The organism is Pseudomonas sp. LB1P83, from assembly GCF_054897885.1.
The window spans coordinates 1,219,396-1,233,810 of record NZ_CM142709.1; the positions used below are offsets into that span (position 1 = coordinate 1,219,396).

The 14,415-nt window shown below is 53.2% G+C and carries 15 protein-coding genes, 1 tRNA gene and 1 pseudogene; 6 read left to right on the top strand and 11 right to left on the bottom strand.

Annotated elements, in window-relative coordinates; all coding sequences use genetic code 11:
* Nucleotides 1-151 precede the first annotated feature (151 nt).
* The 5 genes from dapA to ACYZTY_RS05530 all read left to right on the top strand — a co-directional run bounded on the left by dapA (nucleotide 152) and on the right by ACYZTY_RS05530 (nucleotide 3,841).
* Nucleotides 152-1,030 carry a 4-hydroxy-tetrahydrodipicolinate synthase gene (dapA, locus tag ACYZTY_RS05510; RefSeq protein WP_131060374.1) on the top strand — a complete coding sequence of 293 codons (879 nt, stop codon included), beginning with the start codon at nucleotides 152-154 and terminating at the stop codon, nucleotides 1,028-1,030.
* A gap of 17 nt (nucleotides 1,031-1,047) precedes the next feature.
* Entirely contained in the window at nucleotides 1,048-2,163 is a 1,116-nt protein-coding gene (bamC, locus tag ACYZTY_RS05515) for an outer membrane protein assembly factor BamC (RefSeq protein ID WP_461957631.1), read from the top strand.
* A 4-nt stretch (nucleotides 2,164-2,167) separates the two neighbouring features.
* Nucleotides 2,168-2,926, top strand: a complete 759-nt coding sequence (locus tag ACYZTY_RS05520) for an MBL fold metallo-hydrolase (protein WP_008153089.1) — start codon at nucleotides 2,168-2,170, stop codon at nucleotides 2,924-2,926.
* A gap of 28 nt (nucleotides 2,927-2,954) precedes the next feature.
* Nucleotides 2,955-3,668: a phosphoribosylaminoimidazolesuccinocarboxamide synthase gene (gene purC, locus ACYZTY_RS05525; protein ID WP_008034929.1), complete on the top strand. Its 714-nt coding sequence runs from the start codon at nucleotides 2,955-2,957 to the stop codon at nucleotides 3,666-3,668.
* 83 nt (nucleotides 3,669-3,751) lie between these two features.
* Nucleotides 3,752-3,841, top strand: a tRNA-Ser gene (locus ACYZTY_RS05530).
* A 179-nt stretch (nucleotides 3,842-4,020) separates the two neighbouring features.
* On the opposite strand, the gene ACYZTY_RS05535 is transcribed toward ACYZTY_RS05530, so the two are convergent.
* The 4 genes and pseudogenes from ACYZTY_RS05535 to ACYZTY_RS05550 form a co-directional block, all read right to left on the bottom strand.
* On the bottom strand, nucleotides 4,021-4,599 hold the full coding sequence (locus ACYZTY_RS05535) for a hypothetical protein (RefSeq protein WP_461957632.1): 579 nt from the start codon (nucleotides 4,597-4,599) through the stop codon (nucleotides 4,021-4,023).
* 621 nt (nucleotides 4,600-5,220) lie between these two features.
* A pseudogene (locus ACYZTY_RS05540) lies at nucleotides 5,221-5,372 on the bottom strand (FKBP-type peptidyl-prolyl cis-trans isomerase); the annotation flags it as partial.
* A 34-nt stretch (nucleotides 5,373-5,406) separates the two neighbouring features.
* Complete coding sequence (locus tag ACYZTY_RS05545) at nucleotides 5,407-6,057, bottom strand: hypothetical protein (RefSeq protein WP_461957633.1); 651 nt, start codon at nucleotides 6,055-6,057, stop codon at nucleotides 5,407-5,409.
* Between the two features lie 515 nt (nucleotides 6,058-6,572).
* Entirely contained in the window at nucleotides 6,573-7,277 is a 705-nt protein-coding gene (locus ACYZTY_RS05550) for a hypothetical protein (RefSeq protein WP_461957634.1), read from the bottom strand.
* A 169-nt stretch (nucleotides 7,278-7,446) separates the two neighbouring features.
* On the opposite strand from ACYZTY_RS05550, the gene ACYZTY_RS05555 reads away from it, so the two are divergent.
* Entirely contained in the window at nucleotides 7,447-8,256 is an 810-nt protein-coding gene (locus ACYZTY_RS05555) for a DUF2971 domain-containing protein (RefSeq protein WP_461957635.1), read from the top strand.
* A 133-nt stretch (nucleotides 8,257-8,389) separates the two neighbouring features.
* Here ACYZTY_RS05555 and ACYZTY_RS05560 read toward each other — a convergent pair whose 3' ends face one another.
* The 7 genes from ACYZTY_RS05560 to ACYZTY_RS05590 all read right to left on the bottom strand — a co-directional run bounded on the left by ACYZTY_RS05560 (nucleotide 8,390) and on the right by ACYZTY_RS05590 (nucleotide 13,760).
* The gene (locus tag ACYZTY_RS05560) at nucleotides 8,390-8,770 is read right to left on the bottom strand and encodes a hypothetical protein (protein WP_461957636.1); all 381 of its coding nucleotides are present in this window, start codon (nucleotides 8,768-8,770) and stop codon (nucleotides 8,390-8,392) included.
* A 439-nt stretch (nucleotides 8,771-9,209) separates the two neighbouring features.
* Nucleotides 9,210-9,971: a recombinase family protein gene (locus tag ACYZTY_RS05565; protein WP_461957637.1), complete on the bottom strand. Its 762-nt coding sequence runs from the start codon at nucleotides 9,969-9,971 to the stop codon at nucleotides 9,210-9,212.
* Nucleotides 9,972-10,061: 90 nt separating this feature from the next.
* Nucleotides 10,062-10,277, bottom strand: coding sequence for a hypothetical protein (locus ACYZTY_RS05570; RefSeq protein WP_461957638.1), 216 nt, complete (start codon nucleotides 10,275-10,277; stop codon nucleotides 10,062-10,064).
* A 963-nt stretch (nucleotides 10,278-11,240) separates the two neighbouring features.
* Nucleotides 11,241-11,918, bottom strand: coding sequence for a hypothetical protein (locus ACYZTY_RS05575; RefSeq protein ID WP_461957639.1), 678 nt, complete (start codon nucleotides 11,916-11,918; stop codon nucleotides 11,241-11,243).
* Between the two features lie 212 nt (nucleotides 11,919-12,130).
* Nucleotides 12,131-12,469 (bottom strand): hypothetical protein, encoded by a 339-nt coding sequence (locus ACYZTY_RS05580; RefSeq protein WP_461957640.1) that lies wholly within the window; start codon nucleotides 12,467-12,469, stop codon nucleotides 12,131-12,133.
* A 44-nt stretch (nucleotides 12,470-12,513) separates the two neighbouring features.
* Complete coding sequence (locus ACYZTY_RS05585) at nucleotides 12,514-12,825, bottom strand: hypothetical protein (protein ID WP_461957641.1); 312 nt, start codon at nucleotides 12,823-12,825, stop codon at nucleotides 12,514-12,516.
* A 461-nt stretch (nucleotides 12,826-13,286) separates the two neighbouring features.
* A complete protein-coding gene (locus ACYZTY_RS05590; protein ID WP_461957642.1) occupies nucleotides 13,287-13,760 on the bottom strand; it encodes a hypothetical protein in 474 nt (157 codons plus the stop codon).
* Nucleotides 13,761-14,415: the final 655 nt, after the last annotated feature.

The following is a 14,415-nucleotide window of genomic DNA, read 5'->3' on the forward strand; positions in this document are numbered from 1 at the left end:
ACCCGGTGTGCGAGCTTATCAGTACCGATCAAAGTCTGAAGGGTAGCGAAAAGCAGCGCCAAGGGGAATGGCGGCAGCGCAGTACTTTGCTTGTACAAGCATCTTGGCGCCAGTACCATTACCGCTCTCTTTTTCCGGCAGGAGCGGTTGCATGATTGCGGGCAGTATGGTGGCACTGGTCACACCCATGGATGCACAAGGTCGTCTCGACTGGGACAGCCTGAGCAAACTGGTGGACTTTCACCTGCAGAACGGCACCCACGCGATCGTGGCGGTCGGCACTACAGGCGAATCGGCCACCCTTGACGTGAACGAGCACATCGAAGTGATTCGTTACGTGGTGAAGCAGGTGGCAGGGCGCATTCCGGTGATCGCCGGTACCGGCGCCAACTCGACGCGCGAAGCCATCGAGCTGACCACCAATGCGAAGACCGCCGGCGCCGATGCTTGCCTGCTGGTCACGCCGTACTACAACAAGCCGACCCAGGAAGGCTTGTACCAGCACTTCAAGGCCATCGCCGAAGCCGTCGACATCCCGCAGATTCTTTACAACGTGCCGGGCCGTACGGCCTGCGACATGCTGACTGAAACCGTGATTCGCCTGTCGACCGTGAAAAACATCATCGGCATCAAGGAAGCCACCGGCGACCTGACCCGTGCCAAAGCCATCATCGACGGCGTCAGCAAAGACTTCGTGGTGCTGTCCGGAGACGACGCCACCGCAGTCGAACTGATCCTGCTCGGCGGCAAAGGCAACATCTCGGTCACCGCCAACGTCGCCCCGCGCGACATGAGCGACCTGTGCAACGCTGCCCTGAAAGGCGACGCCGTTACAGCTCGCGCGATTCACGAAAAGCTGATGCCGCTCAATAAAACCCTGTTTATCGAATCCAACCCTATCCCCGTGAAATGGGCACTGCATGAAATGGGCTTGATGCCGGACGGTATCCGTCTGCCGCTCACCTGGCTCAGCGCTGCCTGTCACGAACCGCTGCGGCAGGCCATGCGCCAGTCCGGCGTACTGGTTTAATTGAGGAAGCACTACGCATGAAGCGATTGGCCGGACTTTCCGCACTTGCCTTGATTATCTCCAGCACCAGTGGCTGTGGATGGGTCTGGGGCCCGGAAGGTTATTTCCGTGACCGTGGTAGCGATTACCTGGAAGCGCAACAGACTGCACCTATGCAATTGCCGACGGATGTCAGCACCGCCAAACGTCTGGATCCGCTGTTGCCGATCCCGCGCAACGTGGCCGATGACACCGCGAAGGGCGAGTACATCGTGCCGCGTCCGCAGCCGTTGTCGGCAGCGGCCGACGCAAGCGCCTACTCCCTGCAGAAGACCGGTGATTCGCGCTGGATCGTCGCCCAGAACCCACCTGCCGAAGTCTGGCCAGTGGCTGTGCAGTTCTTCCAGGACAACGGTTTCCGCCTGGACGAACAGAAGCCGCAAACCGGCGAATTCACCACCACCTGGCAGCATGCCGACGAACTGTCCGCAGCGATGGCCAAGCGCCTGAGCGCCGCCGGTGTCAGCACCGACAGCGAAACCCGCGTTCGGGTGCGTATCGAGCCAGGCGTGCAGCGCAACACCAGCGAAGTCTACGTGGTCAGCGCCGAACGTCCTGCCGGCAGCACTGCCGACGTGGCTTTCACCAACCGTTCGGTCAACACTGGCCTGGACGCGGCACTGGTCGACGACATGCTCGCAAGCATGAGCCGCATCTCGGAGAAGGGCGGTTCGGTCTCCATGCTGGCTTCGCGTGATTTTGATACGCCAAGTCGTGTCAGCCTGAGCGAAGACGGCAGCGGCAACCCGGTTCTGAACGTCGGCAACGACCTGGATCGTGCCTGGTCGAGCGTAGGTCGTGCGCTGGAACAGGGCGAATGGCGCGTTGAAGACATCAACCGCAGCCTGGGCCTGTACTACATCAACCTCTCTGAAAAAGCCGAGAAGAAAGACGAGAAGCCAGGCTTCTTCAGCGGCCTGTTCGGCAGCGCGCCAAGCAAGGAAGAAGTTGAAGCCCGGGCCGAGCGTTATCAGGTTCGCCTGAGCAAGGTTGGCGACAACGTCCAGGTTACCGTCGAGAAAAACATCAACACTGTGGCGCCGGCAGAAGTGGCGCGCAAAGTGTTGAGCGTGATTCAGGACAACCTGGGCTGATCACATGCGTTTTGCCGTTCTCGGCAGCGGTAGCCAAGGGAACGGCACGCTGATAGCCAGCGCTGACACGTATGTACTGGTGGATTGTGGTTTCTCCCTGCGGGAAACCGAAAAACGCCTGCTGCGCCTGGGTGTGAACCCTGCGCAGTTGAGCGCGATACTCGTGACCCACGAACATGCCGACCACGTGCATGGCGTGGGTTTGCTGTCTCGGCGCTACAATCTGCCTGTCTACCTCAGTCGCGGGACCCTGCGCGGGATGCGCAAACCGATTGAACCGGCTGGCCTACTGGCTGGCGGCGAGCAACTGCAGATCGGCGCACTGAGCATCGGCGTCATTGCCGTGGCCCACGATGCACAGGAACCGACGCAGTATGTCTTCAGTGACGGTGAGCGGCGCTTCGGCCTGCTGACCGACCTGGGGTCGTATTGCAACAAGGTGCTGGACGGCTATCGGGACCTCGATGCGTTGATGATCGAGTCCAACCATTGCCGTGACATGCTCGCTCGTGGTCACTACCCGTACTTCTTGAAGCAGCGGGTGGGCGGTGAACTGGGACATTTGAACAACCACCAGGCGGCATTCCTGGTGTCTGAGTTGGGCTGGCAAGGCCTGCAACATCTGGTCCTGGCCCATCTGAGCAGCAAGAACAACCTGCCGCAGCTGGCCCGGCAATGTTTTGTCGACACCCTCGGGTGCGACCCGGACTGGCTGCAACTGGCCGATCAAGATTCAGGGCTCGACTGGCGACACATCGCCTAGCCCACCTACTTAGCAAGCGGAGCCCATCATGGAAAAACGTGAAGAACTCTACCGCGGCAAAGCCAAATCGGTTTTCAAGACCGACGACGCTGACCGCTTGATCCTGCTGTTTCGCAACGACACTTCGGCGTTCGACGGCAAGCGCATCGAGCAGCTCGACCGCAAAGGCATGGTGAACAACAAGTTCAACGCCTTCATCATGCAGAAACTCGAAGCCGCCGGCGTGCCGACCCAATTCGACAAACTGCTCGGCGACAACGAATGCCTGGTGAAGAAACTCGACATGATCCCGGTCGAGTGCGTCGTGCGTAACTACGCCGCCGGCAGCCTGGTCAAGCGCCTGGGCGTTGAAGAAGGCATGAAGCTCAACCCTTACACCTTCGAACTGTTCCTGAAAGACGACGCCAAGGGCGACCCGTTCATCAACGAATCCCACGTCGTGGCCTTCGGTTGGGGCACCGCCGAGCAACTGGTTCGCATGAAAGAACTGTCGCTCAAGGTCAACGAAGTCCTGAGCAAACTGTTCGACGACGCCGGCCTACTGCTGGTCGACTTCAAACTCGAATTCGGCGTGTTCTCCGACGGCTCCATCGTCCTGGGCGACGAATTCAGCCCGGACGGCTGCCGTCTGTGGGACAAGGCTACCGGCAAGAAAATGGACAAGGACCGCTTCCGTCAGGGCCTCGGTGACGTCATCGAAGCCTACGAAGAAGTCGCCAATCGTCTGGGCGTACCGCTTTAATCGACGCAAGCATCTGATAGCACGGAAAAATTTCGCTTAGGGGGTTCGCTTCCGGCGAAAGTGTTGTTATGATGCGCGCCGTTGGAGAGATGCCAGAGTGGCCGAATGGGACGGATTCGAAATCCGTTGTACCTTCACCGGTACCTAGGGTTCGAATCCCTATCTCTCCGCCATACAAATGAAAGCCCCGTAGATCAAGGTCTACGGGGCTTTTTTGTTTTCCGATTGTACTACTCTGTTGTACTACTCAAGTCATCCTGTTTTGCGGCGATAAGACATCGTTGGCATCAGGAAAATCAGGTAAAGAAAGGCCCGCTCAATGGCGGGCCCTTGGTCGTCCGTATTCCACCCGCTACGCGCTCTTAACCACCCACGCTAACGGCGATTGAGGGTGCAGAACGTATGCCCGCCCGAGGGCGGATAACGAAACCTGATCACCCCAGTTGGAATAGGAGATGGAGATCAGATTCCAATGGTAGAGAACGTCCATAGCGCCTTCATAGACCAACTGCGACAATCCAGCGGTTGAAGGAATCTGGCTCAGATAAAGCCCTTCGTTCCTACCGCCGTGGATTGCGATCAGGGCTAGGACTTGTTGGGCGCTCTCGTTGAGTGGAGGAAGTGCGGGGTTAAACTTGGCATTTGCAGCGTTCAAATCCGAACCGAACGATGCGGCGATAAAGCCAAGAAACCCAATTGCTCCAACAACTACCAGCAGTGCCGCAATGAATGACCACAGCGGGAACGCTATGGGTTGTGCAAGCCACGTGAAGAGTTCAAGTGTCCAAGTCCACAAGGTAGATACAAATGGGCGAAGAGAAGGCCACAGATCTGTCGTAAGCATCTTGCCGGCACCGCTGACTGCACCTAGAAAGAGTGTCCCAAGGACGCCTCCCAGCGACAGTAGAACCACTTTTCGTTTTGGATTCATCCGTTTTCCACCTCTCGTTCCATCGCAACCCCCATTCCAGTCGTCATTCCAAATGCTACCAGAGTGGCGACCACTTCAGCGGCGGGGAGCCGAGGATCACAGTGAAATTGCAAGCCAAAAAGCGGGGCTTCCCAGAGTCGATATGATGTTTTGGGGTGTGGGGTGTCAGGGCGGACGAAAGTAGTGCGGGAGTCGAAAGATTTCGTTTTCGTGGAGCATGAGGACGCTAACCTGAGCGTTGCACTCAGCTTCCTCCTGGTACACCTTGGCTCCATACATGGGGCCGCTGCTGCACTCTCTTGCACCATCCGCATCCACACAGCTAATCCACATCAGCAGGCAGATGCTCGACATCTGCAATATCCCTATTCCAGCTCCAGCGAAGATTAAAAGCAGAAACGATGATCTGCGTTGATATTGTTTTTTAGGGGTGTTCGACCTTTGCTCTTGAGGTGGTGCTGCTGACGCAGTAGAGCTGCGTATGGGTGTGCTGGTTTCCTGTCAAGAGGAATCGCTTGCATCTCCTGTAAAAGGGAGTATAAGCACCGCTCTGTGCAACCCGCCGGCATCAACGATGTGTTGCCGGATGCCCCCTTTCTGGAAAAATCCCGGTTCCGGTAAATCATTCCGCGCCAGCACTTCCAGCAATTCAACTTCGAAGATCAGGTTCGAATTCAGCGTGATCTTGCCCGTGGTGCATTCGCCATAGGCTAGGTGTGCGCCACAACAGATTGCGCTTGCCCCGTCTGCATGCCCATGACGCCCTGGTTGCAATCCTTTCTGTATGACCCTGAGCGAAACACTTGTCTAGATATGGTTGGACGCTAAGGTGGCAGGTGATTGCTGCGTTGCTGTAGCAGCGGCAATATCGAAATCCGGGTGAAGGACATACGCACGGCCAGCGGCTGTTAACGCTACGTATTTCCCAGACGTGGAGTATTCGAACGAAACCATTTTCCTCGCTTCAAGTACGTCTAACGCGCCATCCGTCTCCAAGAACGTAAGACCGGTGTGAGTCGGAATCGCCGTGGTCGGGCACGCCTTGCCCGCATTACCATAGATGGCAATAGTCCCTAGCACCCTATCCTGCACAGTAGTCAGAGGGAGCAACGCTGGAGCTTTCAACTCTGCAATCTTTGCATAAGCAACATTTAGTTCTTTCTCTGCATCCTCTAAAGCTTTGTTCGCATCGTTGATGCCCCAAAGCCCAACACCGATCAGAAGCAAGACACAGATAGTGAGGCCAACAAGCATCCAAAGCTGCATGGGGAAAGACTGGCCCAACAAGCTCCACGTGTTCGCCAACCCAGTACCAACCGCTGTAGATACGGAGCTGAAAAGTGAAACATCGTAATAGCTGTCGAAGATTTTCGTGGCAATCCAAGCCGCTACAGTACCAACTATCCACCCCAGAATTTTCTTCAGTCTCGACCTCTGCACTGCGTCGTTCGCTTGCATATGAACACCTATACCCGCCCGATTTCGCGGATGTTAACAGAGTCATTCGTCTGAAAACGAACCGATGTGGCACACCCGCGCGACACAACTCTTAAAGCTGCTTGGATGCCCGTATACTGTATGTGCGTACAGCATATGGATTAGTGGGATGAATCACGATTTCGTGGACATGCTGAACGATGGGTTGATCGATGATTCCGGCTTCGAGCTGGGGTTGCCCCCCCCTTGAGGACATGCTCAGGCACGAGTGTGATTTGCTCCACGCCGAGCTGGAAATCACACAGCGAGACCTTTGGCAAGCACACAAGAATGTTGCAAAGCTGATCGTGATGTACCGGGGGAGCGTTGCCGAATTGTCAGCACTCAGAGTTGAACATCGGAGAATCAGCCGATGCTTGAGCGAGCGCTATGAAGATGACCGGGAGAGAAAACCGACACTCGGGTATGCCTACGGTGATTACAGCAATTCAGGCAGTAAAAACACGTGAGCTCTTGCTCACGTGTTCGCATGGAAATCAGTCTAGTTTCGGCGGCTCGGACTCATGACCCAGCATCGGATTTTCTGCATCTGAGCCAAGTTGTTCTGCACGTGCTTGTGACTTCCAAGCGAGTCCAGTCAGCTCCTTTATCACTTCAACAATAGGTTTGGCACCTTCTCCCAGCTTGCCTAGCGCAACGCCAGCGTCCCCCATCAGAGTGTAAAATACGGTGATGTCAGACATCTTCTTATGCAGCTCTGCTTGCAGTTTCTCAAGGCGCTTTAGAAGCCGCTGCTTGTGCCCCGGCTCTAACTCTGTGTTGGCTGAAACCATCTCTCGTAGCTGGTTGATCAACTGTTGGATGCGCTTCAGATCCCCGTCGGTGAACTCGTAACCAAATCCGTTCGCGAGCGTGATGGCGAATCGGCCTTTCAAGCTTTCCAGCTTCTGCACGGAGGATTGGCCCACCATTTCCCCCTGAACATCCCCCAGAAATTTACGGAGCTGATTGCAGATTGCTCCCATGTTCCCGTCGAGGTCAGGGGGAGCAACCATATGTGAGATTAATGCTTGCTCTTCGAGACTGAGAATCAGAGCGGCAGCCTCCAGCAGCAGACCATGCGCTTCTTGAGTCCAATCTGGAATGTTATCTACCTCATCATGAACGTACTCACAGATAGCTGTGACACCATCTACGGGGTTATCTCGAACAGCTTGGATAAAGCGGTCAGGTAGGCTCATACGCAGTCCTTGGTAGGAGAATGGGAAGCCGCACTTTGCCATATCCCGCATCAAGCAGGGTAAGCCTTAGCGGCACATTTCTAGAACCCAGGCCAAGTGCGACGTAATAGCACGGAGACAGCTACGCCGGTAAGCTGAGGAACCCAGCCATCTCGGAAAGGAGCCTCTCGTGATCATTGGTCATTCCGACCCCCACAGGTATCTCTACCACTACACCCGTGCCGATACTGCGATAGACGCCATACTCAGATATCGCACTATACGACTTAGCCCGTACACCAAAACCAACGATCCAAAAGAGAGCAAGGACTGGCTTTTCGATTTCGGTTCGAACGAAGGCAGGGATCTATCTTCTTACAACCGCAATGAGCTTTCCGCCAAGCTGTCACAAGAACTGAAACACAAGACTCACCTCGCCTGCTTTTCCACAGATGAAGATTCGCTAACGGGCAGCCATCCGTTCGACATCTACAAACGGGGATTCTGCAAGCCAAGAATGTGGGATAGGTATGGTGGTGGACATACAGGGGTGTGCTTGGTCTTCGATAGACAGCGTTTGGTTGAACAGGTGAGGAAGCAAATCGGAGACCGATGTCCTCTCTACTACGGCCCTGTTTCATACGCGAATCACTTCGTGGGACATCACCCTGACCACCAAGAGTTCACGGTGAACGTAGATCTACTGGAAAGGGGTGGCATCAAAGAATATGCACAGATGCACCTCTCTGAGTACTACCAGAACCTTTTCTTCGAAAAGATGACCGACTGGCGTGACGAGAGCGAGTGGCGAGTACTTGCATTCACCGACTCAGAAAAGCCCGTCGATATCCATTTCGAACAATCGCTGGTGGGGCTTGTGTTTGGTTGCGATGTCACGCCAGAGAACCGCAAAGAGATATTCGACTTGAACCATTGCAGCGGTGTGCAACACGAAGGTCTTCAATGGAAGAACAGCCGGGTGTGGTATGACTGGAAATAGCGCGGCCCGCCAGCACCTCTGGACTGTCCGCAGGGTGGGTGGGCACGGCGGAATCATACATCTTAAGCATCAACACACAAATCACGGCCATGAAAAAGGCCACGTATTGGTGGCCTTGGAGTTTGACGGTCTGTCAGTCAAATTTCGTCAGCTTCTCACGCGCTCTGACAAGGTCATTGGCCACCTGCTCTAGCTCATTCTCAAGCTGGCGTTCCTGCTCTTCAAGCTTGGTGATCAAGGTTTCAATATTCTTCTTGTACGCTGCCTCCACCTCGTCCAACGTGGCAGCAGTAAAGCTCGGCGTCTCTGCTTGTGCCGGAGTGTGTGTCCCTGTGCTGACATAACTTTTCACCTTGGCAGGATTCAACCACCGTTCCAATCCGCCATAAGTGATTTCAAGCTCTGTGCCCTTTACCCGCTCGTGAAAACTCTTACGTGTTTCTCCATTGGCAGATGCCTCATGCCATGCTGCAATGATTTTTGCCTTTACCTCTGGGGATTTCGCCTGTGCCATCGTAGATGCTCCTGTAGTTGTCACACATAATGTTGTGTGAGATTAATGTAACACAACAAATCACACACAGGAAGCCAATAATGACACACAGATGATGTTAACAGACACACCAAGACACCAGACGTGTAGTCGAACACCCAATGAACGTAGGTCTTCGATGGAAATATCCCAGCCCGCGAATTTTTTTATATTGCACATTCGAGGCTGACAAAGGATTTACACAGAAAAATAATATGAAAGGCTCAGCGACATGTGGATATTCCACCAGCTTTATATCCGTGGTGCTTAACAAAACGGATAGGGCTGTTTGAGAATTCGTCTCAATTCTAAAATAAGTAGAATCACTCCCAAATCCAGAGATGACAAAGCTCCGCGTTGGTGAGGCTACAGGACGCCATGTAAACCTTCACGGGGGGCCGTGGAAAACCCTACTGGGGGTTCACAGAGTACCTTCAGTGGCGGGGAAGCGAAGGGCCAGGTTCTTCATCACACGACTCACTTGTATTGACGACCATTGGCCGCCCCGGCTTGTGGTGATGCCCTTGCCGTTCAGGCAATCAGCAACCTGTTGGAGTGTGCGACCACCCTTGCGGATGCAAAGGTCGATAGGATCACGCACCGACTCTTGCCATGTATTCACGCGCTGCTGAACTGCCTCACTCGCTTTGACCCGGTTAGCTTCTGTACGGCCTTTATTCAGTGCTTCGGAGCGGCGGGAAATCTTTTCAACAGACTGTACGTCGCCAGCGTTAGCACGCTTCTTGAGGGCTGCTAGAGCTTCCTTGGTACGGTTGGCGATGAACTCACGTTCCTGTTGGGCAAGGGCTGCAAACAGGTGAAGCTGGAAAGAGTTGGCGGTCGGCATGGTTGCAACTTTGAACTCTGTTTCTTCCATCAGGCGGGCGATGTGGTGAACAGAACGGGATAGGCGATCCAGCTTGGCGACAACCAGTTGTGCACCCAGCTCTTTGCACGCTGCCAGTGCCTTGTTTCCTTCTGGACGATCTTCGATTGCCAACTTACCCGACACAACATCCACGAACTCACCAACGATGTTCCAACCATTCTGTTGGGCTGCACGACCGATGTACTCGCGTTGAGCTTCAAGACCCAACCCACTTTCACCTTGTCCCTGACTGGACACACGGCAGTAGCTCACAACGTCGATTGTGTTGGTGGTGATGTTGGTGTCGGTGGTCATTTTCTCGCCCTCTGAATTCCGTCTGAGAGCAACTATAACACTTGTAGAATGGTCGTTCTAGATTTGTTATATCGGTTTTCCAATCAAGGTTTATTGCCTGAGCTTGAGAATCCCTGCGGTTATGGCGGATGCGTTCGCATCAAGAGTTTGCAATGCAGTGACGGCGTTCTCATGGGTTTCGCTTGAGCCACTGGCTTTAGCCCACAAGGCCACTTCTTCAATCGCTGCTGCAAGCGCGTGCTGGTTATGCAACAGGAGGGTGAGCACGTCAGCGGTGGCAACGTTCGCATCTGTGTTGTTTGGCATGGCAGTCGTCCTTGATGGGGTGGCAAATATCGTAGCTCAGCAACTTGATGAACGGGTTGGATGCAGAATCCGCATGGCCCAGGTCGAATGTGTGATGGAAACGCTGGTGACGCGCTGCTATTTGAAATAGAGCGACCTTATCCCGTCGAAGCTGTCCAGATTTTGCGAGCAGGCGGGGAAAACCGGCTTTTGCCTAGTGTTCTGTAAGTTGGATGGCTCTAAAATCAGTGTTTCCGGGCATTGCACCACGCCATCGCCCTCGAATAACCGCATCCAATGGCCCAATTCCGACAGTTAAAACGGGGTTTATTGGGGTTTTTTTCATACTCTATTTTGTATAAATCTGGTGCAACTCAAGCGTTCTGGTGAAACTCGCGTGCAGGGTACACATGCACGCGAAATACCCGGTCAACAGGATTACCCTTCAAGGCCGCCCGAGCTGCCACCGGCGGTGTCACAGGCAGCGCTACAACACTTTGCAGCAGTTGTTATTTCATCGCATATCCAGTGGGCAATTACACCTGAATCGCACAGAGAAAATATATGCACAGAGGATCAGTTGCATAGTAGACAGCAGAACAAAAGAGTACATCCTTTAACCGAAGGTGAAGAGGTATCACACCAACAACGGAGTTGTTAAGGGATAACTACTGCAACGTTGTTGCTACAGAGCGCACTTCCAAAATGGGCAATAAATTTCATTTATTTTTTTATTGCCTTACCATCGGAGATGGGATAGTCACTTCATTGCGAACAGTTGCAAAAAGATACATTCAACGTGCAAACCACTTCAGTGGGATCAGGCCACACGCCAAGCGTGTAAAGGGTCACCTCTATAAGTATTCCCACTTGCAAATGCACTCCTGCACCTTCTATAACTTATCTGCACAAAAAGTGCACCAAGGGTAGAAAGCTCCACTTTGCACCACCTATACATCTATCTGCACAAAAGGTGCGCTTCACTCACACGCACAGTGCATCGTACTCAGGAGCGAGCACAGGCGCAGCAAATGACACGACCTCGTCCTGTTGAGGGACACGATCCGCCAACTCATCTACAGCGTCATTGATTCGACGACCTTGAACAAGCGGGCCACCGGGATGACTCCCTGTCAGCATCTGCAAGATAGTGTTCCTGACATGCCAGGGCGATGTGCTGGGGAACTGGTGAAGATAATCTGCAACCAGCTCTTCAAACCGCTCCATGAGGATGACTGCGGCCCCACACAAAGCGTTCTGGCTGGCTACTGCGGCTTCTGGCTCTAGGAAGTCTGGCCGGATGAACGAACCTTCCGGTAATGCGTTCGTAGTGCGTGTGTAGATCGCTCTCGGGATCGGGGAGCCATCAGCAATGCCGTAGGCTTTCTTGATCCTTGTGCGAAGGTCCAGGCGTGCTACGCCCTCTGGGCGGAGAGCCAAGGGAGTCAGCTCTTCTACTAGATAGAAGTGCGTGTCGTAGACGGGAACGGTTTTCAAGTTGCGCTTGCACCAGTCAAGCGTGACAGCTTCGCAGTTGATCGCGGTCACGATGTCGGGATATGAAGCGCCGGCTGCACGCATCTGGATAGCCTGGGTGCGAGACTCGGGAGAAACTCTGCTGCGGGATTGCTTTACGGCGGGGACGGGAATGGCGGTGTTCATGGGTTGATCTCCTGTTCAGTTCGGTCAATAGGCGTGCCCTCATGGGGTAGTTGTGTTGAAGGCGACCACTGTAACAGCGGTCGAGGAAAAAATCAATGAAAATCATTGACATATAAGTATTTATATGAATCCTGTCACTGGCTTCGCTTCATCAGTTGACAATGCCGCAGGCAAACCAGAGTACAACCGGCAGTGACGCCTGATGCTGGATATCAGCACCGAACACGTACCATGTCGTCCCATGCACGAGAGAACTTGTGACCACACTGAGTTTCCATGTACACCCTTGCTCCGCCTGAGTAGACGACTTTCGTTATCCAGCGCCACTCTCCTTTCACATAAACAACGTCGTTATGGTGAACCTTGGATGCGGTGTGGACTATGTAGCGAGGTTGGCTGGGGCGCTTCTCCTTCTTTGGGACATCCTGTTTGGCATCGTGACGGACATCGCGCGCATCTGTCGGCGCTTCCTTTTTCGAGGACTTGAGCCAATCGTCAACGGTAGAGTGAAAAGCCATCTCGGCTAACTGCTTCAACAAATTGATCATCATTTCCCTCCGATCCTGAATGGAAATAGCATATAGAGACAGGAGGATTAAATCACCCATTTCAACCAACCGGAACAGCCGTTTGTACCGCTGCCCGGCGTAACGCCTGCGTGGTTGTTCGTGTCGAACAGGATGCCGTTGAAGTTGGCTTGTCCATTCATCGTGTAATTGCCTGTCCATGTTGTGTTCGGAACTTTAACAGTCATGCTCGGTGCTTTCAGGAAAAGGCTGTTGCCTGCTTCCAGTTCAATATCCTTGGCCTTCACTTTCTCGGTGAATGGACTTGTCACTTCAACGTCGCCGTCTGCTTTCAGCACAAAAGTGCATTCATTGCCTGTTCCGATGTTGTGCGTAATCACTACATCGATTGGATCAGGTGCCAATGTCCGTAGGTCTGGATTGTTTGAACGTCTACTGCAAGGGAATACAATGGAAACCTGTGCGTTGAGTTAGTACGGCACGCTGGTAGATTCAATCTGGCTTTCCTAATGGGATTTGATATTTTGGTTGTTGGATGTTGCACGCACAACTTCAACGGAAACTATTTTCCGTGTCTGCTCTTCGTTTATCGCTCTATCTTGAGAGCGTTCCAACTGGAGCCGGTTGTACGTTTGCCGATTCAAGTCAATTACGTGCTGACTGACGGATTCAATTTCTGCCCCTTGGCTAAAGTGCAGTATCACAATCAGTGCCCACGTCATACAAAAGGCGAGCGGAGTTTTGCCGATGTACATTGGCACTTTCCTTTAAGTTGGTAGGTGGGGAATGGCCCGAGGGCCACCCGAATCTATGAAGCTGTGTGACTAACCTGTACGGTCGATCACTTCGAAAGCTCAGCACGAATCCGAGTTTCGATTGCATCGCGTTGAGCCTGACGCTCCGCTGCCAACTCTTTTTCAACTTGGCGATCAATGGCAGCGGCTTCCAACTCTACTTGGCGGGTAATGATCAGTTCATTTTCACGTTCGATGCTTGTACGGTAATCGGACTCGACCTGAGCATGAATCGCCTTCAGATCGGCTTTCTGTTCTACCTGCGGTTTCTTCACGTAGAAGGTGATATAGGCGCCGAGTTGGATCGGAGTAACATCGCTGTGCATGTACCCGGCAGCCAGGAATTCATCACGGCGTTTGAATGCAGCTGGAAGACCCAAAGCCATTACGGCCAACTGGCTCACTGTAGCGCGTATTGCAGGAAGTGAATTTTCATCGCAAAACCCACCATCATAAAACTTTGTGGCGTTGTCTTTCAGGGCTTGTAGTTCTGGCTTTGCTTCTTTTCGTAGAATCGACATTAGTATTTTTCCTTGTGTTTGGTACGGTAGAGTTGCATGTAGCAACGTTGGGAGCATGTTTGTTTTGAAGCGCGTTTTGTTTCCATGGGGTTTCCGCAGATCACGCATGGTCGTACGAGGATTAGAGCCATTCGGCCTCCTTGTTTTGTTTACCTAAATGTAGGAATAACTAAAGGCGGACAAAACAAAGGGCCGGACGGCCCTGTGTCTATCGCGCTTCGTATTTGTGCTGAGTCCATCACCGCCAGCAAACGGTTCTTTGAACAAACGGAGACGAACCCGTTTGCCCTGATGTACCAGTTTTGCCAAATGCCACTGGATAGGACACGAGGTGGCAGGGAAACTAGGCCGCCATTGGCATTTGTCAAGGGCACACAAAGGATACGTTGAGGGATATGATGGAACCACGTTGAGCGTGGCTCGCCCGGCGTCACTGAAAGTAGTAAACAATGACGAGGAGATAGGAAATAGATGGCAGTAACAGGACGCTACCACCAGACAACAACAGCAAACCCATTCAGACTATGGTTGGTTAAAAATCTGTTGTTTCGAAGAGCCGAGAAGGATTACTGCTCTACATTGAATATGGTAACACGAAAGTTGATTTTGTCAATATAATACTTGCTTAGTTAGTTGGTTTTGTGTGTGGGTTTTG